The 22,218-nt window shown below is 28.6% G+C and carries 22 protein-coding genes; 14 read left to right on the top strand and 8 right to left on the bottom strand.

Annotated features, from left to right (window positions below; all coding sequences use genetic code 11):
* Positions 1-66: 66 nt before the first annotated feature.
* From rlmN to BQ5344_RS07235, 4 genes are all read left to right on the top strand, one after another.
* The gene (gene rlmN, locus BQ5344_RS07220) at positions 67-1,179 is read left to right on the top strand and encodes a dual-specificity RNA methyltransferase RlmN (protein ID WP_083378224.1); all 1,113 of its coding nucleotides are present in this window, start codon (positions 67-69) and stop codon (positions 1,177-1,179) included.
* 48 nt (positions 1,180-1,227) lie between these two features.
* Positions 1,228-3,273, top strand: coding sequence for a transglycosylase domain-containing protein (locus BQ5344_RS07225; protein ID WP_071124760.1), 2,046 nt, complete (start codon positions 1,228-1,230; stop codon positions 3,271-3,273).
* A 144-nt stretch (positions 3,274-3,417) separates the two neighbouring features.
* The gene (locus BQ5344_RS07230) at positions 3,418-3,675 is read left to right on the top strand and encodes a type II toxin-antitoxin system Phd/YefM family antitoxin (RefSeq protein WP_071124761.1); all 258 of its coding nucleotides are present in this window, start codon (positions 3,418-3,420) and stop codon (positions 3,673-3,675) included.
* A 1-nt stretch (position 3,676) separates the two neighbouring features.
* Positions 3,677-3,934 (top strand): Txe/YoeB family addiction module toxin, encoded by a 258-nt coding sequence (locus BQ5344_RS07235; protein ID WP_021768111.1) that lies wholly within the window; start codon positions 3,677-3,679, stop codon positions 3,932-3,934.
* A 103-nt stretch (positions 3,935-4,037) separates the two neighbouring features.
* On the opposite strand, the gene BQ5344_RS07240 is transcribed toward BQ5344_RS07235, so the two are convergent.
* The 8 genes from BQ5344_RS07240 to BQ5344_RS12040 form a co-directional block, all read right to left on the bottom strand.
* A complete protein-coding gene (locus BQ5344_RS07240; RefSeq protein WP_071124762.1) occupies positions 4,038-5,420 on the bottom strand; it encodes an NCS2 family permease in 1,383 nt (460 codons plus the stop codon).
* 42 nt (positions 5,421-5,462) lie between these two features.
* Positions 5,463-6,815, bottom strand: coding sequence for a hemolysin family protein (locus tag BQ5344_RS07245; protein ID WP_071124763.1), 1,353 nt, complete (start codon positions 6,813-6,815; stop codon positions 5,463-5,465).
* A 371-nt stretch (positions 6,816-7,186) separates the two neighbouring features.
* Complete coding sequence (locus tag BQ5344_RS12285) at positions 7,187-7,342, bottom strand: hypothetical protein (protein ID WP_162840181.1); 156 nt, start codon at positions 7,340-7,342, stop codon at positions 7,187-7,189.
* Positions 7,343-8,115: 773 nt separating this feature from the next.
* Positions 8,116-8,589, bottom strand: coding sequence for a GNAT family N-acetyltransferase (locus BQ5344_RS07250; RefSeq protein WP_071125510.1), 474 nt, complete (start codon positions 8,587-8,589; stop codon positions 8,116-8,118).
* A gap of 313 nt (positions 8,590-8,902) precedes the next feature.
* Complete coding sequence (locus BQ5344_RS12185; RefSeq protein WP_158663008.1) at positions 8,903-9,073, bottom strand: hypothetical protein; 171 nt, start codon at positions 9,071-9,073, stop codon at positions 8,903-8,905.
* 490 nt (positions 9,074-9,563) lie between these two features.
* Positions 9,564-10,943 carry an argininosuccinate lyase gene (argH, locus tag BQ5344_RS07255; RefSeq protein WP_071124764.1) on the bottom strand — a complete coding sequence of 460 codons (1,380 nt, stop codon included), beginning with the start codon at positions 10,941-10,943 and terminating at the stop codon, positions 9,564-9,566.
* A gap of 152 nt (positions 10,944-11,095) precedes the next feature.
* Positions 11,096-11,518: a type II toxin-antitoxin system HicB family antitoxin gene (locus BQ5344_RS07260; RefSeq protein WP_071124765.1), complete on the bottom strand. Its 423-nt coding sequence runs from the start codon at positions 11,516-11,518 to the stop codon at positions 11,096-11,098.
* Between the two features lie 60 nt (positions 11,519-11,578).
* Entirely contained in the window at positions 11,579-11,713 is a 135-nt protein-coding gene (locus BQ5344_RS12040; protein WP_235846130.1) for a type II toxin-antitoxin system HicA family toxin, read from the bottom strand.
* 306 nt (positions 11,714-12,019) lie between these two features.
* On the opposite strand from BQ5344_RS12040, the gene BQ5344_RS07265 reads away from it, so the two are divergent.
* The 10 genes from BQ5344_RS07265 (at position 12,020) to BQ5344_RS12460 (ending at position 22,213) form a co-directional block, all read left to right on the top strand.
* On the top strand, positions 12,020-12,262 hold the full coding sequence (locus tag BQ5344_RS07265; protein ID WP_036069730.1) for a KH domain-containing protein: 243 nt from the start codon (positions 12,020-12,022) through the stop codon (positions 12,260-12,262).
* The gene (locus BQ5344_RS07270) at positions 12,262-12,654 is read left to right on the top strand and encodes an acyl-CoA thioesterase (protein WP_071124766.1); all 393 of its coding nucleotides are present in this window, start codon (positions 12,262-12,264) and stop codon (positions 12,652-12,654) included. Before BQ5344_RS07265 ends, BQ5344_RS07270 begins: the two co-directional genes overlap by 1 nt.
* A 31-nt stretch (positions 12,655-12,685) precedes the next feature.
* Positions 12,686-13,114 (top strand): ribose 5-phosphate isomerase B, encoded by a 429-nt coding sequence (gene rpiB / locus BQ5344_RS07275; RefSeq protein WP_021744538.1) that lies wholly within the window; start codon positions 12,686-12,688, stop codon positions 13,112-13,114.
* Positions 13,115-13,274: 160 nt separating this feature from the next.
* Positions 13,275-13,616: a histidine triad nucleotide-binding protein gene (locus BQ5344_RS07280; protein ID WP_021744537.1), complete on the top strand. Its 342-nt coding sequence runs from the start codon at positions 13,275-13,277 to the stop codon at positions 13,614-13,616.
* Between the two features lie 35 nt (positions 13,617-13,651).
* Positions 13,652-15,841, top strand: coding sequence for a DKNYY domain-containing protein (locus BQ5344_RS07285; RefSeq protein WP_071124767.1), 2,190 nt, complete (start codon positions 13,652-13,654; stop codon positions 15,839-15,841).
* Positions 15,842-16,015: 174 nt separating this feature from the next.
* Positions 16,016-18,235: a DKNYY domain-containing protein gene (locus tag BQ5344_RS07290; protein WP_071124768.1), complete on the top strand. Its 2,220-nt coding sequence runs from the start codon at positions 16,016-16,018 to the stop codon at positions 18,233-18,235.
* 174 nt (positions 18,236-18,409) lie between these two features.
* Positions 18,410-20,362: a DKNYY domain-containing protein gene (locus BQ5344_RS07295; protein ID WP_071124769.1), complete on the top strand. Its 1,953-nt coding sequence runs from the start codon at positions 18,410-18,412 to the stop codon at positions 20,360-20,362.
* Positions 20,363-20,473: 111 nt separating this feature from the next.
* A complete protein-coding gene (locus tag BQ5344_RS07300) occupies positions 20,474-21,244 on the top strand; it encodes a TrmH family RNA methyltransferase (RefSeq protein WP_071124770.1) in 771 nt (256 codons plus the stop codon).
* A 97-nt stretch (positions 21,245-21,341) separates the two neighbouring features.
* On the top strand, positions 21,342-21,818 hold the full coding sequence (locus BQ5344_RS12455; protein ID WP_235846131.1) for a BRO-N domain-containing protein: 477 nt from the start codon (positions 21,342-21,344) through the stop codon (positions 21,816-21,818).
* On the top strand, positions 21,800-22,213 hold the full coding sequence (locus BQ5344_RS12460) for a hypothetical protein (protein WP_235846132.1): 414 nt from the start codon (positions 21,800-21,802) through the stop codon (positions 22,211-22,213). The genes BQ5344_RS12455 and BQ5344_RS12460 overlap by 19 nt, the downstream gene beginning before the upstream one ends.
* Positions 22,214-22,218: the final 5 nt, after the last annotated feature.

A 22,218-nucleotide genomic window follows, 5' to 3' on the forward strand; every position in this document is an offset into this window, starting at 1 on the left:
AATATGGTATGATATAGGCAATAAAAATTGGAGAAATAAAAGGAGGAAATTGAAAAGAATAATATAATGGAGATAATTAATAACGAAATGATGAGTGAAAATGTGACAAATATAGATACAGTTGAGAAAATTGATATTTTGGGGATGGATTTAGAGAGTTTGCAGGAGAAATTTGTTGAGATTGGTCTTAAAAAGTTTAATGCGAGTCAAGTTTTTGACTGGCTGCATAATAAATTGGTATTTGATTTTGATGAGTTTTCTAATATTTCCAAAAAAGACAGAGAGATTTTGAAACAGAGATTTTATGTGGCAAAGCTTGAATTTAAGACGCATCAAGTTTCAGAAGATGGGGATACTGAGAAATTTTTGTTTGAACTGAAGGATAGAAGGCTGATTGAAAGTGTGCTTATTTCTCATAAAAATCGGCATACGCTTTGTGTTTCTTCGCAAATTGGATGCCTTATTGGATGTGATTTTTGTGCAACAGCGACAATGACTTATGAAAGAAACTTGTCAATTTCTGAGATTTTACTGCAATACTATTATGTTCAGAAACATTTGCTGCAACGTGGAGAAAAACTTGGAAATGTAGTTTATATGGGAATGGGAGAGCCTTTTTTAAATTACGATGCTGTTCTTGGTTCAATTAATATGTTAAATTCTCCAAAAGGGCAAAATTTTTCAAAAAGAAATTTTACAATTTCTACAAGTGGAATTGTGAATGGAATAAAAAGATTTACAGAAAATGAAAATCAAATAAATTTGGCAATTTCGCTACATTCGGTAAAGGCTGATGTGAGAAGCGAGATTATGCCAATAAATAAAAGATGGGGAGTAAAACAGTTAAAAGAATCACTTTTGGAGTATCAGAAACAAACTAAAAATCGTATTACATTTGAATATATCTTGATTGATGATTTGAACTGTGAGCCTGAAGATGCAAGGGAACTGGCTGGATTCTTAAATTCATTTTCGTGTCTAGTAAACTTGATTCCTTACAATCCTGTTGGTGGAAAGCCATATAAAACGCCATCAAAACAAAAACAAAGGGAATTTTATAAATTATTGAAAGATAAAAATGTTAATGTAACGTTGCGGGAAACTAAAGGGCAGGACATTGCAGCGGCCTGCGGACAGTTAAAGGCAAAAAAACAAATGGATTCTGTACATAATATTTAAAAAATTTAGTTTAAGTAAATGTTGAAACAGTTACGAAAAGAGGTAATAATGAAAAAGAATAAGAAAAAAGAGAAAGTGGCAAAACCTAGAAAAAAATTTAGTTTATTTTCATTTTTTTTCAAAGTTTTTGTATTTTTGTTTGTAATCGGAGTTGGAGCTGGAGCTTTTTTGGTTTATACAGTAAGCAAGGAAACACCTGTTGATTTAATTGATGGGTATGCACCTGTATCGCCTTCGGTAATTTATGACATTAATGGAAATCAGATAGATACGATAATGGTTCAAAATAGAGCACCAATTGGAATTGGAGAAATTCCTTTGCATGTTCAAAATGCGTTTTTGGCAATTGAGGATAGAAAGTTTAGGACTCACCATGGATTTGATTTTATAAGAACAGCAAGAGCGGCGTTTTTGACAATTACAGGAAGACGGCGTGAAGGTGGAAGTACACTTACTCAGCAGCTTGCAAAAAATGCGTTTTTATCGCCAGAACAAACAATGACAAGAAAGATTAAAGAAGCGATTTTAGCAATAGAAATTGAGAGAAAATATACAAAAGACGAAATTCTGGAAAATTACTTGAATACAATTTATTTTGGGCAAGGAGCATACGGAATAAAAAATGCGGCAATAAAATATTTTAATAAAGAGCCAAAAAAATTATCCATTGCACAAGCGGCAATTTTAGCGAGTCTTCCTAAATCGCCAACAAAATATTCAAAAATAGAAAATGCACTGGAAAGACAGAAAATTGTACTTCATCAGATGAGAAACTTTGGGTTTATAACAGAGGAAGAATATGATGAAGCTGTTAAAGAAAAAATTACATTTGTAAATGGAAATATTAAAAGCCGTAATGAAGAAGAACAGATTTCAACTTCAAATGTGGCACCTGAATTTACAACAGTTGTATTAAGCGAAGTAAGAAAAATATTGAAAATACCTGAAGAAGATCAAAAATTCCTATTTGATGGTTATAAAATTTATGCAACAGTTGATTTGGATTTACAAAGGGCAGCCTATTCAGCGTTTAATAACAATTATAACTTGAAGAGCCGTGCGAGTTTGAATGGTGCATTATTTTCAATTGATCCAAGTAATGGATTTGTAAAAGCGATGGTTGGAGGAAAAAATTATAAAAAAGGTAATTTTAACCGTGCAATAAGTGCATTAAGACAGCCAGGATCATCTTACAAGCCAGTTGTTTATCTTGCGGCATTGCAAAAAAATATGGCGATGAACAGTGTTATGGAAGATTCCCCAGTAAAAATTGGAAACTGGAGTCCAAAGAATTATGATGGAGTTTTTAGAGACAGTATGACACTTGCTAAAGCATTGGAAATTTCAAATAATATAATACCAGTAAAATTATTACAGCACGTTGGAATTAATGCTGCTGAAAAAGTCTGGAGAGATGCAGGAATTGTAGGAGGAGATTTTCCTAAAAACTATACATTAGCACTTGGTTCAATTTCTACAAGACCAATAGATATGGCAATGTTCTATGCAGCACTTGCAAACGGAGGTTATCAAGTGGAACCTCAGTATATCTACAAAATCGAAAATAAATATGGTGAAGTTGTTTATGAAGCAAAACCAAAAATGAAAAAAGTTTACGATTCAAAAGATGTAGCAATCTTGACTTATATGCTTGAAAATGCTGTAAATTATGGAACTGGACAATCTGCAAAAGTATTTAAAGACGGACAGCTTATTCCGATGGCTGGAAAAACAGGAACAACTTCTGATTATGTTTCAGCGTGGTTTACAGGCTATACTCCAACTCTTGCTACTGTAGTATATGTTGGAAACGATGATAACAAGTCAATGGGAGCAGGAATGACTGGAGGAGCTGCGGCTGCACCAATTTGGAAAACTTATATGCAGACGGTAGTTGACTTGCCAAATTACAATGTTGGAGTTTTTGAATTTATAGATGATTATATTACAAGAAAAGATTTGACAACAAGAGATATTGATTTACAAATTGGATTACTGGACAGAGATGGAGTGAACAAGCGGACAGCATTGTTTAAGGCTGGAACAGAGCCAATTGAGTCAGAAGGCAAGTTTAGGAACGGGATATTTTTCTAAAATTTTGTTATAAAAATTTAATATTTGAAACTACAAAAGATAGAGAATTAAAAATTAGTTCTCTATTTTTTTGTAAATATAATTGACAATTTTCATTATATATTGTACAATAAATTGAACAAAGGTTTAAAAGGAGTGAGAAATATGATAGCTACAAATTATTCTAATATTAGAAATAATTTTAAAAAGTATTGTGATAAGGCAACAAGAGATTGTGAAACAATAATTGTAACTAGAAAAAATGATGAAAATGTGGTATTAATGAGTGAAGAAGAATACAATAATCTTATGGAAAATTTGTATATTATGTCTAATAAAGATTATTATAATGAATTATTGAAAAGTAAAAAGGAAGCAGAAACGGGGAAATTAGAAGTTCATGAGTTAATTGAGGAGGACTAAAGTGAATATTGTATGGACAAGTATAGCTTGGAAACAATATGTAGAAATGCAAGCTCAAGATAAAAAAGTTATAAAAAAGATAAATGAAATTATAAAAGATATTCAGAGAAATGGAAATGAAGGAATAGGTAAAGCAGAGGCTTTAAAGCATGAATTAAGTGGGTATTGGAGCAGAAGAATAACTGATAAGCACAGATTTATTTATAAATTGACTGAAAATGAAGTTATAATAATAGCTTGTGCTAATCATTACAAATAACTTTTTAAATTATTTTATGTAAAAGTAATAAAAAATATGATTTCAAATACAGATTAATGTATAAGAGATCATATTTTTTGTTTATAAAAATTTATAAATTTGATTATGACATAAATAATAATTTAACTATAAATAACGCTCCTAAAATAACCATTACCCATGAAACGTGTCTTCTGTCTTCTTTTTTCGAGAATAAATTGTAAAATAGATTTATTAATACGTAAGATAAAATTCCTAGTGTTAATCCATCTCCGATACTATAAGTCAAAGCCATTGTTGTAATTGTAATGAAAGATGGAACACCTTCTAGAATATCGTGCAGGTCTATATTTTTAACTGAACTTAGCATTAAGTAACCAACGTAAATTAAGGCTGGAGCTGTAGCACATCCTGGTATTGAAATAAATATTGGTGAAAAAAACATTGATATTAAGAATAGGAAACCTGTCGTAATAGCAGTCCATCCTGTTCTTCCTCCTGCGATAACTCCTGTTGAACTTTCTACATAAGTTGTAACTGTAGAAACTCCAAGTGCGGCACCGGCTGTAGTTGCGATTGCATCTGCCATTAAGGCACGTCCTACGTTTGGTACGTTTCCATTTTCATCTAGCATATCTGCTTTTGAGCATACCCCTATCAATGTTCCGACAGTATCAAAGAAATCTACAAAGAGAAATGTACAAACTATAACAAATAAATTTCCAAATGTTTTAAAATCTGTAAATAGCTTAAAGTCTAATTTTCCCATAACAGGCATCATTGATTCATATTTAAAGACACCAGATGGCAAATAAATCCCTAATTCTTTTGCATGTGCAGGATTTATAAGAGCATATCCCCAAGCTAGAAGAGAACTTAAAACAATTCCATAAAGAATTGAGCCACGTACATTCTTTTTATCTAAAATTGCTATTAAAATTAATCCAATAAATGAAATAATAACGGCTGGAGAAAAATGCCCCATACTAACTTTTGTTGATTCATTTAAAACAATCAGTCCACTTCCTGAAAAACCGACAAATGCAATAAATACTCCGATTCCCCCAGTAACAGCGTGTTTCATATTTTCTGGAATGGAATTTACTACAGCTTCACGCACTTTAAAAAGTGTTAAAAATATAAATATAATTCCTTCGCAGAATACTGCAGTCAGAGCAGTTTGCCAACTGATACCGCCTTTTAGTACAACTGTAAATGCAAAAAATGCGTTTAATCCCATACCTGAAGCAAGGGCAAAAGGCAAGTTTGCGATAAGGCCCATAAGAAAACAGCCAAGTGCAGCGGAAAAACAGGTAGCTGTGACCAATGCGCCTGCATCCATCCCCGTTTTTGACAAAATATTTGGATTTACAGCAATTATGTACGCCATTGTAAGAAATGTTGTAATCCCTGCCATAATTTCCTTTTTCATATTGACATTTTCATTTGCTAGAAGCGGGAAAAGTCGTTTAAGTCCGCTTGTTTGTTGAACATTAGTGATGCCCATTTTGTTTACTCAACTCCATTTCTATATATCTTTTATAAAATATTATTCATCTTCATTCAATTTATTTTTAGACTTTTCATCTTCTGTTTTATCTTTGTCAAAAGTCATAACAACTTTTTCAATTTTTTTATTTCTAACTCGCTGTGGCTTGAATACAACACCATTAATTGTGATTGGCTCAATATTTTCATTATCTTCAGGAATATATCCTAAATTTTCAATTAAAATTCCACTCAAAGTGTCATAATATTTTGATTCAAGTTCAAAGTTAAAGTTATCATTCAAGTCGTTTAACGAAACTTCTCCACTAATTAAATATTTATTTCGTGATAATTGACGAATTGACAAGTCTTCATCATCAAATTCATCGGCAATATTTCCCATAACTTCTTCAATCAAGTCCTCAAGTGTAACAATCCCTGAAAAACCTCCATATTCATCAATCAGTATAGTAATGTGCTTTTTCTCCAGTTGCATTTCGTTAAATAGTTCATTTACATTTTTTGTTTCAGGAACGAAATACGCTTCTTGCAGCAAATCAGCAACTTTTATGTTATCAAACCCTTTTTTGTAGGCTTCCATCATCAAGTCCTTGGTTAATAGCACACCAACAATATTGTCAGCTTCATTTTCATAAACAGGAATACGTGAATATTTTCCAATTTCCTTATTTTCAAAAAGCTCATGAATTGAGATATTTTTATCAATCAAAAATACTTTTGTTCTTGGAATCATTATTTCACGTGCAATTTTTTCATCAAATTCAATAATATTTTCAATCATTTCCTGTTCAGCTTCGTTAATAACACCGTGTTCCTTACCAACTTCTACCAGCGAACGCAGTTCCTCCTTAGAAACTTTTTCTTCAATATTGTCTTCTTTCATTTTCAAAATTGTAAGAACAAAATTTGTAGAAAATGTCAAAAATTTTACAAATGGAGAAAATAACCTTGAAATGAATACAACAACTCCGACTGATGATAAAGCAATCTTTTCTGAGTTTCTAAGTGCAATTCTCTTTGGAATCAGTTCCCCAAACACAAGAGTGATATATGATAATAGAAAAGTTATTAAAATCATCGAAATTTGATTACTGTACGGAATATTCAAAGGTTGCAATGCACCAGATAAATATTGGGATAAACCAGTCGCTGCCGATGCTGATGCAAAAAAACCTGCCAAAGTAATCCCAACCTGAATAGTAGACAGGAATTTACTAGGTTCCTGCAGCAAATTATCAAGTAAAATTGCTTTTTTATTTCCATCTTCAATTAATATTTTTAATTTATTTTTATTTAACGAAACAATCGCCATTTCCGCACTCGAAAAGAAAGCGTTAATTCCCGTTAAAATTATTATTATTACAATCTGTAATAATAAACTGCCCTCAGACATTTTATTTTTCCTCCTAAATTTTTTAAATTTACCAACTTTTATAGTAACAAATTTTAAAACTGAATTTAAAAAATGTAACTATATTTATTCAAACTCTAACTTTTTATTTTGTATTAAGTTAAAGAGTTTAAGCATATTATAGCATATTTTTAAAAAATTTAAAAATTGATTTTAAAATTATCTGCGAATCGTTAAACAGCCGTAACCTAAACAAATGAAAACGCCATCAGTTTATTAAAATTTAAAAATTATATCTGATTTTTATAATTATTCAAGCAAAAAAAGAGCAAGAATACATTCTCCTAAATGAGAGTTCTCTGCCCTTCTTATATAAATTTATCATTTCTTATTTTGTACCTTTGCAGTATACATTAGAATTCCCTATTTCCGTATCTATCCTCACAGTACACATTTCCACTAGGATATTTGTAACATTTCACTCCTCTTTCAGCTGCTTCTCTCTTAGCTTCATTGTATTCATCTATAATACTACAACTGAACGTAGTCATAGCAAGTATAACCAGCATAATAATCTTTTTTATAAATATTCATCTCCTTTTATATTGCTCTTATCTAAGTCGAATATGTATTCCATTTTATGTATTAATTACTTGTGTTCTTTTTATATTTTTATTATATAATATTTCAAATTAAAATGCAATTTTTTTATATTTCTTCCAAAAATTTAATAAAAAATAAAATTATACCTGATACTAAATCCTATTTAAATAACGAATGTTTAATAAATTTTGAATTATATATCTTATTCAAGGAATTAAAACTTCTTGTTCTTAAAATAGTTTCCATTTTTTAAATAGGGTTTAATTAGATTATTTTATTTAATAATAGCTTTTACTATTTATTCTTTTTTTTCTTTTTTTTCTTTTTTTTGCAGGATTGCTCATTGCGGCAAATCCTTATCTTGCATTAAAAGTTTATCCTGTTAATTAAAATTGTGGCAAGATTGCTACGCAATACCTATGGCTAGACTACGACTTTTATTTACCCAACTCCGAAACTCCTCCTTACAGTCGTCAAACAGTCGTAGTTGAACAAATAAAAGCTCCGTCGATTTATTAAAGAAATAATTATATTTTAATTATTACTCCTTTATTTATTGTAAAAGTTTGTAATAAAGAATATAAACCTTTATTGCAAGATAAGGTTTTGCGGCAATGAGCAATCCTACGAAAATAAAAAAGAAAAAACATAATAATACGAAAAAATATTTATTAATCAAAATATCTAAAAAATAATTTAATTGAATGATTATGAATTAGCTATTATAAACAATAAAAAATTACAAAATCTCCTCAAAAACATACTTCTGAATTTTCATTCCCAATTTTTCATAAAATCTAACAGCTCCAGCATTATCAGCCCAAGCATCCAATGTTAAATTGTAACAGCCTTCTTTTTTTGCAAAATCTAAGGCAAAATCATATAATTTCTTTCCGATGTTCTGCCCACGAGTGCTTTCATCAACGCAAAGATCATCAATAAACAATGTTTTTATATCAGTTAGGACATTGTGATTTGTTTGTTGCTTGAAAATACAGAAAATATAGCCGATTACGTTATCATTTTCATCTGTTGCTACAAATATTGGCTTGTTTGAATCGTTTAACATTTCTGTTAATTCTTTTGCTGTATATTTTTTTCCAGTTGCCTTGAAAATGTCTGGACGACCTTCGTGATGAATTAATAAAATTTGTTCCAGCAGATTTTCTATTTTTGGAATATCTTTTTCTTGTGCTAGTCTAATTTCTTTCATTGTAATAATTTTTCCTCTCATTTGTATTTTTTTTAATATTATTTCCTATTTAAATAGTGAATGTTTAATAAATTTTGAATTATATAGTCTTATCAAGGAATTAAAACTTCTTGTTCTTAAAATAGTTTCTATTTTATAAAATGGGGTTTAATAATGAAAACTCCATCAGTTTATTAAAATTTAAAAATTAGATTTAATTTTTATAATTATTTAAGTAAAAGAAAAAGAGCAAGAATACATTCTCCTAAATGAGAATTCTCTGCCCTTCATATATAAATTCATCATTTCTTATTTTGTACCTTTGCAGTATACATTAGAATTCCCTATTTCCGTATCTATCCTCACAGAATACATTTCCATATTGATTCCTATAACATTTTCTTCCTCTTTCAGCTGCTTCTCTCTTAGCCTCATTGTATTCATCTATAATACTACAGCTGAACAATGTCATAGCCAATATAACCAGCATAATAATCTTTTTCATAAATATTCATCTCCTTTTATATTGTTCTTATCTAAGTCGAATATGTATTTCATTTTTTGTATTAATTACTTGTGTTCTTTTTATATTTTAATTATACAATATTTCAATCTAAAATGCAATTTTTTTATATTTCTTCCAAAAATTTAATAAAAAATAAAATTATACCTGATACTAAATCCTATTTAAATAACGAAATTATTACAATCTTTTCTAATAAAGGGCATAAATCTAATATTTTCAAATAATTAAAATATAATTTTCATTTTTCAAACAGATTTCAGTATAAATAGCCTGTCGGAGCATTTTTCTGTGCTGGCAAAACTGTCTGAGCATAGCGAGTTTTTTGTCAGTGCAAAAAAATGTCGTAGACTAGCCATAGGTTGTAGGATTTGCGGCAATGAGCAATCCTACAAAAATAAAAAATAAAAAAGTTGAATGATTATGAAACCTAATTATAAAAATTTATTCTCATTTTAAAATGGGGGTAATATTATAAAGTTTCTAAAAATTTCTTTCCATTTTCAATTTGCATTTCGACATTTTTTATGGAAGTTCCACCAAATGAATTTCGTTTGTTTACGCAGTTTTCAATTGTGATTTCTGAAAGAATGTCATCTTTGAAAACGTCAGAAAATTTATGAAATTCTTCGAGTTTCATGTCGTCAATTGAGATTTTTTTATCTTCGCAGTAGGATACGATTTCTCCAACGATTTTATGTGCCTGTCTGAACGGAACGTTGTGTTTTGCAAGGTAATCGGCTACATCTGTTGCGTTTAGGAATCCTGCTCGCATTGAAGCATAGATTTTTTGATTATTTACTGTTATTGTATCAAGCATTAGGTAGAAAATTTCGATGGATAATTTGATATTGTCAATAGAGTCAAAAATTCCTTCCTTGTCTTCCTGCATATCCTTGTTGTAAGCTAGTGGGAGTGCTTTCATTGTTGTTAAGATTCCCATAAGATTTCCGTAGATTCTGCCAGTTTTTCCTCTTACAAGTTCGGCAATATCGGGATTTTTTTTCTGTGGCATAATTGAAGAGCCAGTTGCAAAGGCATCATCCAGATTTATAAATGAAAATTCGGATGTGCACCAGATAATAATTTCTTCTGAAAATCTTGACAAGTGCATTGAAATTACTGAAATAATCATTGCAAGCTCAATTATAAAATCTCTGTCGCTTACAGAATCAAGGCTATTTTCCGTAGGCTTTGAAAATCCAAGTTCTTCTGCCACAAAATGTCTATCAAGATTAAATGTAGTTCCAGCCAATGCCCCTGCTCCAAGTGGCATTTCATCACTTCTTTTGAGAAAGTCCTCAATTCTCGAAATATCCCTTTTAAACATTTGAAAGTAAGCCATCAGGTGATGAGAGAATAAAATCGGTTGAGCCCTTTGTAAATGAGTATATCCAGGAATAATAACATTTTTATATTTTTCAGCAAGCCCTAGCAGTACATTTTCCATTTTTACAAGCAATTTTGAAATTTCATGGGCTTCTTTTCGTACATACATTCGTACATCAAGAGCCACCTGATCGTTTCGGCTTCTGGCAGTATGCAGCTTCCCAGCCGCAGCCCCAATAATCTGTGTCAGCCTTTTCTCAATCGACATATGAATATCCTCATCCTCAATTCTAAACTCAAATTCTCCCTTTTCAATTTCATCCTTTATCTGAAGCAGCCCATTTTCAATATCTTTTTGTTCATTTTCCGCAATAATCCCTTGCTTAGCAAGCATTCTGCTGTGTGCAATACTTCCAGCAATATCCTCTTCATACATTCTTTTATCAAACGTAATGGACGCATTAAATTTTTCTAACAATTTATTGCTTTCCTTATGAAATCGTCCTTCCCACATCTTTTTCATATTTTTCAGTCCTTTCTAAAAACATAATTTATTTGTATATTATATCAAATAAAACCTTATTTTTAAATAGTTTAAAAGTATAAATTAAAATTATGTATAAAAAAAATCTCGAATAAAAAAACACAGTCAAAATAACTGTGATTTTATGAATTTTAAATACCTAACTCTTGTTTTAAAGCCTTTTGAAGAGTATTTGAAAAATTTATATTATTTTTTTTTGCCATTTCGTTTAGCCAGCTTGGAATTGATACATTTTTTCTTACGATTTGATTTTTGCTTTCTTTCACATATTTTTGCATATCTAAACTTACATATGATTTAAAACTTTGATTTGGAATATAAAATTCTTTTTCATCATTTCCAATCTTTATTTCAAGATCGTCTATATTGCTGGCTTTAGGAAGTTCATTATTATTTATAAAATCATCATATAAATAAGTCCCTATATAATCTTGAGCCATTTCCATTGCTTCCTCCAATGTTTCTCCTTGAGTTGCACCATTGTCAAAATCTGGAAAAACAACTATAAATCCACCTTCGGTGGCTTTGTGGAATATTGCTGGATATACTAGCATTTCGTTACCTCCTGTTTTTTCTTTTTTACAAACAAGGCTATTTTTTAAGCCCTGCTTGAGTTAAAATTGTATGTTCCATACCTTTTTCAATTCTTTAGAATGATATGGAACTAAGGTTGTTCTGCCTGTACTTTGATTGAAAAATTTTCTATGAGAACCTTTACCGCCATTAATTTCAACAAAACCATTTCTCAATAAAAATTTAATTATTTACTTTGGTTTCATTGGCATAGTATCATTTCAAATTGGTTATACATAATATTGTGTAAAAAATCAATACTAAATTTTTAATAATCACTAATTTATATTATCGGACGTTTATGATTAATTGTATATTATAAAAACAAACAAACAATATTTATAATTAAATTTTATAATAATTTATACCAAAAAATTTTCTTCAAAAAATTAATAAACAAAATTTGATAAGAATATTGAAATTATGATATAATAGTTATAAGAAAATAAAATTTTAAATAAAAAATGGAGGAAAGAAATAAAATGAGTAAATATTTTGAAACTGTGGATTTTTGGGTTGAGAATTTATTGGATTCAACAGAAAGCTATACAATTGAAAGCAATGAAAAAGGGAAATTTGTAGATATAACGATTAATGTAATAAAAGATGATATGGGGAAAGTAATCGGGAAAAACGGAAGAATAATCACAGCACTTAGGGTTCTTATGTCTTCACTTGCAAAAAAAGATAGAAAAAGTGTAAAAATTGAAGTTAAGGAAATGTAATGAAAAAGAAGAGCTTTAAACTTAGAGTTTACTATTATGATACTGATAAAATGGGAGTTGTGTATCATTCAAATTATTTAAAATGGATGGAAATGGCACGAACTGAGTATTTTAGGGATGTCTTTCCATATAAGAATATGGAAGTTATGGGATTTATTTTACCAGTAAAGACGCTAAATATTGAATATATTAATTCTGCAAAATACGATGAAGAAATTGAAGTTTCTGTGAAAATTGAAGAAATAAACAATATTAAAATCAGGTTTTCTTATGAAATGCACAATTCAGATGGAGTTTTAAAGGCAAAAGCTGAAACCGTAAATGTTTTTGTGGATGAAAATGGGAAATTGAAAAGAATTTCAAATGAGTTACTAGAAGAACTTATTAAATAACTTATTATTAAGAAGAAAAGAGGCTTTACAAATGAAAATAGCGATTGGAAATGATCATGCAGGGGTAGAATTTAAAAATAAAATGATGAAGGAACTTAGAAGCAAGGGATATGAAATTGTGAATGTGGGAACTGATACGTTGGATTCAGTTGATTATCCTGATATTGCTAAGGAAGTTAGTAAAAAAGTTTTGGATGAGGAAGTTAACTTTGGAATTTTGATTTGTGGGACTGGAATTGGAATTTCTATTGCTGCAAATAAAATAAAAGGAATTCGTGCGGCTCTTTGCCACAACGAGTATACAGCAAAACTTTCAAGACTTCACAATGATGCAAATATTATAGCATTAGGAGCTAGAGTTTTAGGAGAAGATTTGGGATTAGCATGTGTTGAAGCATTTGTAAATACAGAGTTTGAAGGTGGCAGACATGCTAAAAGAGTCGGAAAAATAGAATTGTAATTTAGAAAATATATTAAAAGATTCTAATTAAATTTTATCGTTAAATATTTGTTAGACTTTTTCGGAAATTACTAAGGTTTAACAAAAAAATATTATTATAAAATAAGGGGTCTTGACCCCTTTTCAAAATTTAAAAAAATAAAATAAGGGAGTGATTTTTATGTCAACAATTTTTAAAAAGATAATAGATAAGGAAATACCAGCAAATATTGTATATGAAGATGAGGAATTTCTTGCTTTTCATGATATAAATCCAGCGGCGAAAGTCCACGTGCTTGTAATTCCAAAAAAGGAAATTAAAAATTTGGATGCGGCGACTGAGGAAGATGCTTTACTGCTTGGTAAATTGCAGTTGACTGTGGCAAAAGTGGCTAGAATTCTGGAATTGGATAAAGATGGGTATAGAGTTATAACTAACATTGGGGACAATGGTGGACAGGAAGTTTATCATATTCATTACCATATTTTAGGTGGAGAAAAATTACCAGTTACATTGAAATAGAAATAGTCAAATTTTCTAAATTATGGAGGAAGTGCATGAAAAGCAGACTTTCTAAAATTGTAATTCTTGTCTTTCTTGTGACAAAACTAGGAATGGCTGAATATATAAAAAAAGATAATGCTGTTTACTATAAGAATGAAATATGGCAGGCAGATGAGAAAAAGCTAAATGATGCGGATTTTAAAACATTTGTAGAATTGAATAAGATTTATGGGAAAGATAATAAAAATGTTTTTTATGGAGACGAAAAACTAGAAAATGCAGATTTTAAAACGTTTCAGGCAGTTGGAGAAAATACTGGAAGAGATAAAGATAACTTTTATTGGTATAACCAGAAAGTAAAAATAAATCCAAAAGATTTTAAATTTTATAAAAATAAGGATAAAATAGTATATTTTAGAAATAATGGAAAAATATATGATTTAGAAGGATTAGATGAACTTAATGAAATTGAAGATGTAGATACTTTTGAAGTACTGGATGATGAATATTCAAGAGATAAATATAATATTTATTATGGTGGAGTAACTTTGTCTGATGTGGATATGGATACTTTTCAGATAATAATGCCAGATGCTTATGCAAAAGATAAAAACAAGGTGTACTATGGTTCAAGACCAATAAGAGAAGTGAATCCAAAAACAGTAAAAATTTTAAGTGAAATTTACTTGAAAGATGATAAAAGTGTATTTACAAAATATGGGAAAATTGAAAATGCTGATTTGGACAGTTTTGAAGTTTTAGGAGAAATGCATATTTACGCAAAAGATAATAAAAATGTTTATTTATTTGGGGAAATAATTAAAAAAGCAGATCCTAGAACTTTTGAAATAATTTCAGAAATAGCTTTTGCAACATATTCAAAAGATAAAGACAAAGTTTATATTTCTGGAATGGAAATAAAAGGAGCAGATTCAAAAACATTTGAAAAATTAGAAAAATCAACTTTTTATTCAAAAGATAAAAATAACTTGTACTATCAAGAAGTAAAAATTGATGAAATTAGAGATAATTTAGAAGACATGAGTGCTGGAGTGCTTGATATTATAAAAAATGGAAACAGAATTTATGCTAATGGAAATAGGCTTGATATAGAAAATCCAGAAAATTTTAAAATAATAAAAAATGATTATTACAATAATCCAAATATAATTTATGGGAAAAACAATAAAAATATATATGTAATTATAGGAAATGGACAAAAAATTCGTAGTAAAATAATAAAAGATGCGGACATAAATTCTTTTGAAATAATGGAAATTGGTGCATATTCACGAGATAAAAATAATATTTATTTTACGTATTCTGATGTTGTGAAAATAAAAGATGTAGACAAAGACAGTTTTACTATTGGAGAACATGGCTTTTCGTATGATAAGAACAGTGTTTATTTTTATGGAAAAAAGATAGATGGAATCAGTCCAAAAGGCTTTAAGATTGTTGATTTAACTGTTAATTCTGGGGAGCCTGTAACATTTGCATTATTGACAGACAGTAAAAATTTATATAAATTTATTTATGAATTTGATCCTGAAACGTATAAATTGAAAAATACAAAATTGATTACTGTAACGAATGTAAAAGTAGATGCTCCGAGTTTTGAGATTGTTAAAGAAGACACGGGAAGTTATTATAGGGATAATAACAGCGTTTATTATTATTCTAATATGTATGATAAAAAAGAACTTGTAAAAGTTGAAGGTGCAGATAGAAATAGTTTTGCTGAAATGGATAATTATTTTGCAAAAGATAACAAAAATCTTTATTATCTTGGGAAGCAAATTAGGAATATCAGCTCAGAAGGGTTTAAATTTGTTGGTCCAGATATTGCAAAAAATAAAAATGGTGTATATTTTTTGAAAGATAAAACTGGAGAAGGAGATTATGAGATAGTACCTTTAAATTTTGACAGTGCTTCATTTGATATAGCGAATAAGGATACAAGTAATTATTTTAAAGATAAAAATGGGATTTATTATCTTGATTACGGTAAACTGTTAAATTCAGAATTAAAGGATGTGCAGAATGCCTTCATTAAACTCGAAGGATCAGATATTCCAACATTTAAAGCATTTGGATATGGGTATTCCAAAGATAAGAATAGAGTTTATTGTGAATATAAAGAATTTAAAGGGGTGGATGTACCAAGCTTTACTGTCGTGCTAGAAGATGAGGGAGTTGTAGTTAAGGATAAAAATAGGATTTATGAAAATGATTGTGAGTGACAAGTAAAAATTATTTTGATTTATATTTTAGTAAGACTGCTTTGAAAAAGAATTTAGAAATCATAATTATTCTACTAAAATTCTTTTTAATTATCTGATTTAATTTTGAAAAGTTTTAAATATTTTTAAATATTTTTTGATAAATTGTTTATAAAAGGAGTTGGAGGAAATTTTATGAAAAGCAAACTTTCTAAAATTGTAATTCTTGTATTTCTTGTGGCAAATCTGGGAATAGCTGAATATATAAAAAAAGATAACGCTGTTTATTATAAGGATGAAATGGAGCAGGCTAATGAGAAAAAGGTAAATGATGCCGATTTTAAGACATTTGTAAAATTAAATGATGTTTATGGTAAAGATGGGAAAAGTGTTTTTTATCTTGATAAGAAGTTAATAGATGCTGATGTTAAGACTTTTCAGGTAATTGGGGAAGTCAATGGGAAAGATAAAAAATATATTTACAATTATGATGAAAAAATGGAGATAAATCCGAAAGATTTCAAACTTTATAAAAATAAGGACAAACTTTTGTATTTTAGAAATAATGGCAAATTGTATATTGGAGGAAGTTTTCTTGAAGTTGAATATGTTCAGGATTTGAATAGTTTTGAGGTAATTGATCAAGGTTATTCAAAGGACAAGTATAATATTTATTATGCTGGAACGCCGATATATGATGTTGATAAAAGCACATTTCAGATAATAATGCCTGATTATTACGCAAAAGACAATAATAATGTGTACAGTGGCTCTGATAAAATAAAAGATGCGAATCCTGATACGATAAAAATATTAAATCAGGTTTATTCGAAGGATGATAAAAATGTGTTTCTGAATTTTGGTCAAAAGATAAAAAATGTCGATGCAGCTACTTTTGAAGTGATGGAAGAAAATGCATCTTATGGAAAAGATAAAAATAATGTCTACTATCTTGGTGAAAAACTAAAGGGAGCTGACGCAAAATCTTTTGAAATAATTTTAGAGCCTAATAATCTTGTTCAGATGTATTCAAAAGATAGAAACAGTGTCTTTATAGGAGGACGGAAAATAAAAGAGGCTGATTTGAAAACTTTTGAAAGGCTTTCTGGAACAACTTATTATTCAAAGGATAGAAATAATCTTTACTATCGGGAATTGAAAATTGATAAAATTGATAAGAAAAATCTTAAAATTTTGTATTCTGGTGGAATTGACGTGGTAAAAAATGGGAATAGAATTTTTTCAGAAGGGGAAAAACTGAATATAAAAAGTCCAGAAACTTTTGAAATAATTTTGAGCAAGTATTATAACGTTCCAAATTTAATTTACGGAAAAGACGATAAAAATGTGTATGTAATTTCAAAATCAACAAAATTTGATGAAACTTATTCAAGCAAAATAATAAAAAATGCAGATGTAAATTCTTTTGAAGTAATGAAAAATAATATGTATACAAAAGATAAAAATAATATTTATTTTACACGAAATGATGTTGTAAAGTTGGAAGGTGCTGACAAAGATAGTTTTGTTATTCAAGAAAATGAGAACGATTTCTCTTACGATAAAAATAGTGTATATTTTATGGGGAAAAAAATAAATGGAATAAGTTCTAGTGAGTTTAGAATTATAGATTTGAATAACAGAAATGAATCTTTTTATTTCCTGACTGACAATAAAAATTTATATAAATTGATTACTATTTTTGATGAAGATAGTGGTAAAATTGTAAAAACTAAGTTAGTTACCATAGAAAATCCAAAAGTGGATACTAAAAGTTTTGAAGTGATAAATAAAAACTTTGATACTTATTATAGAGATAAAGATACTGTTTATTATTATGATGCGGATTTTGGCAAAGAATTGAAAAAACTGGAAGCGGCTGACAATAACAGTTTTGTAAGTTTGGAAGCAGACTTTGGAAAAGATAACAGGAATATTTATTATAATGGAAATAAATTGGAAGGCGTAAATTCTGATGGATTTGAAATTTTAGATGAAAATGCTATAATTTTTAAAAATAAAAATAATGTTTATTTCTTGAAAGCTAAAAATGAAGAAAAAAAATATAAACTTATACCTTTAAATTTTGACAGCAGTTCCTTTAAGACTGTTCATAAACGCAGTGGATATTTTAAAGATAAAAACGGGATTTATTATTTTGGTTATTCAAATTTGGAAAAATTGGATACCGAGAAAACTGAGGATATCCAAAATAAACTATTTCTTAAAATAGAAGGCGTAGATGTTCCGACATTCAGGGAACTTCAATTTGGATATTCAAAAGATAGGAATAGAGTGTATTGTAAAAATAAGGAAGTTAAAGGTGCAGATGCAGAAAGTTTTGTTATATTTTATGCAGATGAGGGAGTTGTAGTTAAGGATAAAAATAGGACTTATGAAAATGATTGTGAGTGACAAGTAAAAATTATTTTATTTATATTTTAGTAAGACTGCTTTGAAAAAGAATTTAGAAATCATAATTATTCTACTAAAATTCTTTTTAATTATCTAGTTCAATTTTGAAGAGTTTTAAATATTTTTAAGCATTTTTTGAATAAATTATTTAGAAAAGGATTTGGAGGAATTTTTATGAAAACTAAATTTTTTAAAGTTATATTAGGGGTGTTTATTTTAGCAAATTTTGGAATGGCGGAATATGTGAAAAAGGATAATGAAATTTATTATAAATATGGTAAAGAAGATGATTCAGGATTTAAAGTTGAAAATGTGGATTTGAAAACATTTAAAATATTGAATGATAAATATGCGAAAGATGATAAAAGCGTTTATTTTTTGGGAAATAAATCTTTTGAAGATGTGGACAGTAAAACTTTTGAAGTGCTACCAGACAATTATTCAAAAGATAAAAATAATGTTTACAGTCCAATTAACGAATGGATTCAGAAAATGAACGGGGCAAATCCAAAAACAATAAAAGTTTTGAGTCAATATTATTCAAAAGATGATAAAAATGTATTTTATAATTCAGATAAAATTTTAAATGCAGACATAAATTCGTTTGTGGTTCTGGAGGGAGACCATAGTCATGCAAAAGACAAAAATTCAGTCTATTATTCAGGAGAAAAAATTGAAGGTGCGAATCCAAAAACATTTAAGGTGATTTCAGACGGATCATATTCCAAAGATGATAAAAATGTGTATGCTGGATTAGACATTGTAAAAGGTGCAGATCCCCAAACTTTTAAGGAAGTTTCTGGAACAAATTATGCCAGAGATAAGAATAACCTGTATTATTACTTTGGAGATGTTAAAAATCTTGGGAAAATAAATGAAAAAGATTTTAAAGTTTTGGATAATGATTTGATTAAAAATGGAAATGAAATATTTTATTCTGGAGAAAAATTAGGTATAAAAAATCCTGAAGAATTTGAAATAATAAAAAATAATTCAAGTAATTCAAGTACGATTATTTATGGAAAAGATAATGAAAACATATATGCCATAACACCATACAAAGAAACTGGGTATCTTATAATAAAAAATGTTGATAAGGATACTTTTGAAGTAATGAAAGATAGCAATTATTCTAAAGATAAAAATAATATTTATTATACAAGAATGGATGTTATCCAATTACAAGATGTAGATAAAAATAGTTTTACTATTGTAGAAGATGAAGATTTTTCATATGATAAAAAAAATGTTTATTATAGAGGAAGAAAACTAAATGATATAAGCCCAAATGGCTTTAAAGTTGTAAGGCTTGTTAATAGACGAAATATACCACTTAATTTTTTGAGTGATAGTAAAAATATATATAAACTTGTTACAGTATATGATGAAAAAACTGATAAACTGAAAAGTGTAAAAGTAGTTGCAGTAAAAAATCCTAAAGTAGATTCTAAAACTTTTGAAATATTTGATTACTGGGAAAATTATTTCCGTGATAAAAATAATGTATATTATGAAAATGAATTGTATAAAATGGGCTTAAAAAAAATAGCAGGTGCAGACAGAAAAAGTTTTAAGGTTTTGAATGATGAATTTTCAAAAGACAAAAACAATGTTTATTATTATGGAAATAAAATAAACGGTGTAAGTCCAGATGGATTGGAGTTTGTTGGAAACAAATTTGTATTTAAAAATCATGAAGATTTTGTTTCTTTCATAAAAGATAAAAATAATGTTTATTATTTGAAAGGGAAAATTGGAAATGAAAAATATGAAATAATGCCTTTAAACTTTGACAGCAAGACCTTTAAATATTCTAATAACGGTTTTTATGAATTAATTAATTCAAATTATACTGGTTATTTTCAAGATAAAAATGGAGTTTATTATTTTAATGGATTAGCTAAATTAACTCCAAATAATATTTTATCTAAAGTTGAAAATGCTGATATTCCATCATTTGTACAATATATGGCAGGTTATGCAAAAGATACAAATAAAGTATATTGTGGAACTAAGGAAGTTAAAGGTGCAGATGTTGAAAGCTTTGCAGCATTTACTATAGATGGTGAAGATATAATAAAAGATAAAAATAAAATTTATAAATACACAGACAGTTGTGAACAATAATTAAATATAAATATTTTAAATTATACAGAAATCCCTCTAAAATTGAGCTTTATGAATTGAATAGATTGGGATTTTTGTACTTTTAAATAAATAGAAAGCGGAAAATATAAAATGAGAGATGTAATAGCAAGTCCAGATAACAAATTTTATAAATTGTTGAAAAAGCTGGATAAAAAGAAGTATCGTGATGAAAACAGTATTTTTAAGGCTGAAGGGGAAAAGTTTTTAAATGAGAATATTAATTTTAATAAAATTATTGTAAAGGAATCGAAATTTGAATATTTTGATGAAAAATATAAAATTTCTAAGCATGATAACTTGACAATTTTGAAGGATAATCTGTTTGATGAAGTTTCAACTCAAGAAAATAGTCAGGGAATAATATTCCTGTATTCTAAAAATTTAAATACAATTGAGGATATACAGGGAGATGTTGTAATTCTTGATGATATTCAGGATCCGGGAAATGCTGGAACTATCATTAGAACAATGATTGCCGCAAACTTTCAGAATTTAATTCTGACAAAGGGTTCAGTAGATGTTTACAATCCAAAGACAGTACGTGCTACAATGAGCGGGATATTCAAGTTAAACATAATTTATGAAACACCTGAAAAAATTGTGGAATTTTTGAATAATAAAAATTATTTAAAAATAGCGACTGCTTTACACGAAGATTCGATTTCCTATGAAAAAATAGAATTATGCGAAAATAATGCGTTTATTTTTGGACACGAAGGTGGCGGAGTGTCTGAATATCTGATAGAAAATTCTGATATAAAGGCGATTATTCCGATTTATGGGAATATAGAATCATTGAATGTGAGTGTAGCGACAGGGATTTTTCTTTACAAGATGAGAGAGAAATTGCAAGGATTATAAAAATTGTGGAGATAATAATACGAGTGAAATTTTGTGATTATGCAAAATAATATAAATATTAATAAAGTTCGAAAAACTACATAAGGGGTGGGAAATAATGGAGAATAATATACAAATATTTGAAGGTAAAAAAATTAGGTCTGTTTGGGATAATGAAAAAGAAGAATGGTATTTTTCTGTTGTCGATGTTGTAGGAGCATTAACGGATAGTGTAAATGCTAGAGATTATTGGTATAAAATGAAAAAAAGAATGACAGATGAGGAAAAAAGTGAATTGTCGACAATTTGTCGACAGTTGAAGTTAAAAGCACCTGATGGAAAAATGAGATTAACAGATGTCGCTGATATACAAGGAATTTTCCGAATTATTCAGTCAATTCCGTCTCCTAAGGCAGAACCATTTAAAATGTGGCTGGCACAAGTGGGAAAAGACAGAATAGATGAAATTACAGATCCAGAACTAACTATTGATAGGGCATTGGAAACATATTTGAAAAAAGGATATTCAAAAGAATGGATAAATCAGAGATTACAGGCGATTCAAGTTAGAAAGGAATGCAAGAGCATGGAGTAAAAAAGGGAATAGAATATGCAATTCTTACAGATGAAATTTCAAAGGCATGGTCTGGGATGGTAACTAGAGAATATAAAGATTTAAAAGGATTAAAAAAAGAGAATTTAAGGGATAATATGTCAACTTTAGAACTTGTACTTAATATGCTTGCAGAAGCTACAACAACAGAATTAACTAATATTCATAATCCAAATGGCTTGGAAGAAAATAAAAAAGTTGCAAAACGAGGTGGAGCAATAGCAGGAAATACTAGAAAAGAGATTGAAGCAGATACTGGAAAATCGGTTATTACAGCTAAAAATGCAGTAGATTTTTCTAAATTGATTGAGGATGTAGTAAAAGATATTCCTGATATAGTTAAAAATTGTAAAAATGAAGAAAAAAGCAAGGAGTGAATTAA

Source organism: Leptotrichia massiliensis, from assembly GCF_900104625.1.
Lineage (GTDB): Bacteria > Fusobacteriota > Fusobacteriia > Fusobacteriales > Leptotrichiaceae > Leptotrichia > Leptotrichia massiliensis.

Bases quoted from the DNA above. Each gene is read 5' to 3' on its own strand.
- BQ5344_RS07285 (WP_071124767.1), top strand. From the start codon at position 13,652: ATGAAAAGCAGACTTTCTAAAATTGTAATTCTTGTCTTTCTTGTGACA.
- rpiB (WP_021744538.1), top strand. From the start codon at position 12,686: ATGAAAATAGCGATTGGAAATGATCATGCAGGGGTAGAATTTAAAAAT.
- BQ5344_RS07300 (WP_071124770.1), top strand. From the start codon at position 20,474: ATGAGAGATGTAATAGCAAGTCCAGATAACAAATTTTATAAATTGTTG.
- BQ5344_RS07245 (WP_071124763.1), bottom strand. From the start codon at position 6,815: ATGTCTGAGGGCAGTTTATTATTACAGATTGTAATAATAATAATTTTA.
- BQ5344_RS07230 (WP_071124761.1), top strand. From the start codon at position 3,418: ATGATAGCTACAAATTATTCTAATATTAGAAATAATTTTAAAAAGTAT.
- BQ5344_RS12455 (WP_235846131.1), top strand. From the start codon at position 21,342: ATGGAGAATAATATACAAATATTTGAAGGTAAAAAAATTAGGTCTGTT.
- BQ5344_RS12285 (WP_162840181.1), bottom strand. From the start codon at position 7,342: ATGCTGGTTATACTTGCTATGACTACGTTCAGTTGTAGTATTATAGAT.
- BQ5344_RS07265 (WP_036069730.1), top strand. From the start codon at position 12,020: ATGAGTAAATATTTTGAAACTGTGGATTTTTGGGTTGAGAATTTATTG.
- BQ5344_RS12460 (WP_235846132.1), top strand. From the start codon at position 21,800: ATGCAAGAGCATGGAGTAAAAAAGGGAATAGAATATGCAATTCTTACA.
- argH (WP_071124764.1), bottom strand. From the start codon at position 10,943: ATGAAAAAGATGTGGGAAGGACGATTTCATAAGGAAAGCAATAAATTG.
- BQ5344_RS07270 (WP_071124766.1), top strand. From the start codon at position 12,262: ATGAAAAAGAAGAGCTTTAAACTTAGAGTTTACTATTATGATACTGAT.
- BQ5344_RS07225 (WP_071124760.1), top strand. From the start codon at position 1,228: ATGAAAAAGAATAAGAAAAAAGAGAAAGTGGCAAAACCTAGAAAAAAA.
- BQ5344_RS07290 (WP_071124768.1), top strand. From the start codon at position 16,016: ATGAAAAGCAAACTTTCTAAAATTGTAATTCTTGTATTTCTTGTGGCA.
- BQ5344_RS07260 (WP_071124765.1), bottom strand. From the start codon at position 11,518: ATGCTAGTATATCCAGCAATATTCCACAAAGCCACCGAAGGTGGATTT.
- BQ5344_RS07280 (WP_021744537.1), top strand. From the start codon at position 13,275: ATGTCAACAATTTTTAAAAAGATAATAGATAAGGAAATACCAGCAAAT.
- BQ5344_RS07295 (WP_071124769.1), top strand. From the start codon at position 18,410: ATGAAAACTAAATTTTTTAAAGTTATATTAGGGGTGTTTATTTTAGCA.
- rlmN (WP_083378224.1), top strand. From the start codon at position 67: ATGGAGATAATTAATAACGAAATGATGAGTGAAAATGTGACAAATATA.
- BQ5344_RS07250 (WP_071125510.1), bottom strand. From the start codon at position 8,589: ATGAAAGAAATTAGACTAGCACAAGAAAAAGATATTCCAAAAATAGAA.
- BQ5344_RS12185 (WP_158663008.1), bottom strand. From the start codon at position 9,073: ATGAAAAAGATTATTATGCTGGTTATATTGGCTATGACATTGTTCAGC.
- BQ5344_RS07240 (WP_071124762.1), bottom strand. From the start codon at position 5,420: ATGGGCATCACTAATGTTCAACAAACAAGCGGACTTAAACGACTTTTC.